Origin of the sequence: Micromonospora phytophila, from assembly GCF_023656545.1 — a bacterium.
Lineage (GTDB): Bacteria > Actinomycetota > Actinomycetes > Mycobacteriales > Micromonosporaceae > Micromonospora > Micromonospora phytophila.
Map to the genome: position 1 here is coordinate 1 of NZ_JAMOKF010000617.1, position 1,171 is coordinate 1,171.

A 1,171-nucleotide genomic window follows, 5' to 3' on the forward strand; every position below is an offset into this window, starting at 1 on the left:
CAGGCAGCGGGCGTCTTCGGTGATCACCGCGTGCTGGTGACCGGGGAGCTTGTCCAGCCAACCGATCCCGGCCACCCCCATCGCCACCGCCGCGGTGGCGTACGCGTCGGCCAGCCCGAGGTCGGGGCCGACCACGGTGACCGACCGCAGCCCACGGGCCGGCACACCCCGGCGAGGGTCCAGCACGTGGTGGCCCCGCTCGTAGACGCCGGAGGTGGCCACGGCCAGGTCGGTGCCGGTCAGCACCAGGCAGGTCGACATCGCGTCCCACGGGTGCCGGATGCCGACCCGCCAGGGCTGCCCGGACGGGGAGAACCCGCGTACCCGCACGTCGCCGCCGGCGTTGAGGCAGTGGTTCACCGCCCCGGCGACGAGCAGCCGGTCCGAGGCGACCTGCGCCGCCCAGCCCTTGACGTAGCCGGACGGGTCGAGCCCCCCGGTGGCGTACGCGTCGAAGAAGCCGTCGGTGGCCCCCCACAGGTCGGCGCAGCGTTCCAGCACCGCCCGCAGGTCCGCGCCGGCCTCGGAGAGCAGCAACTCCCCCCGCGAGAAGCGGCACACCTCGCTGTCGGCCCGGTACGTGCTGAACCGGGCGTCCACCTCGCGCAGCCAGGAGAAGACGCCCTCGGCCAGTTCGTCCAGTTCGGCGGCGGGCAGGTCGTCGGCTAGGTCCAGGCTGATCGCCGTACCCATGATGTGCTCGACCCGGCGCAGACCGGGCCGGGTCGACGACGCCGGCACGTCAGGCCCGGTCGATGGCGGCCTGCAACGACTGCCGGTAGGAGTTGCTGGTGGCGGTCGCCCCGGAGACGGTGTCCAGGTCTGCGCTCTGCCGCTGCACCACCTGCCCCGACGTGCCGCTGTACCGGCCGTCGACGTCCTCGCTGCGCTGGTCGGACTGGGCGGTTTCCTCCGGCAGCTCCAGCGCCACCGCGTTGACGATCCGTGAGCCCGAGAGGGTGATCTGCACCTGGACGTTGCCGTACTCGTTCTCCACCACCGGCCCGGTCACGGTGCGGGTGGTCGAGGTCGGCGGCTTGGTGGTGGTGCGCGGCGCCGACGGCGCCTGCGTCGTCGCGCGGGGCCGGGTGGTCGGCGGCCGGGTGGCGGTGCGGCTGGGCCGGGGGGTCGCGGTGGCGGCACCGGTCGGCGACGGCTCCGCCCCGACCTG

2 protein-coding genes are annotated in these 1,171 nt (G+C 74.6%); both read right to left on the reverse strand.

Features of this window, described 5'->3' with window-relative positions; genetic code table 11:
• Positions 1–693: FAD:protein FMN transferase (locus NCC78_RS31795; RefSeq protein WP_250799152.1), on the reverse strand; the 693-nt coding region annotated here is incomplete at its 3' end.
• 49 nt (positions 694–742) lie between these two features.
• Positions 743–1,012: an FMN-binding protein gene (locus NCC78_RS31800; RefSeq protein WP_250799161.1), complete on the reverse strand. Its 270-nt coding sequence runs from the start codon at positions 1,010–1,012 to the stop codon at positions 743–745.
• Between the last annotated feature and the right edge of the window lie 159 nt (positions 1,013–1,171).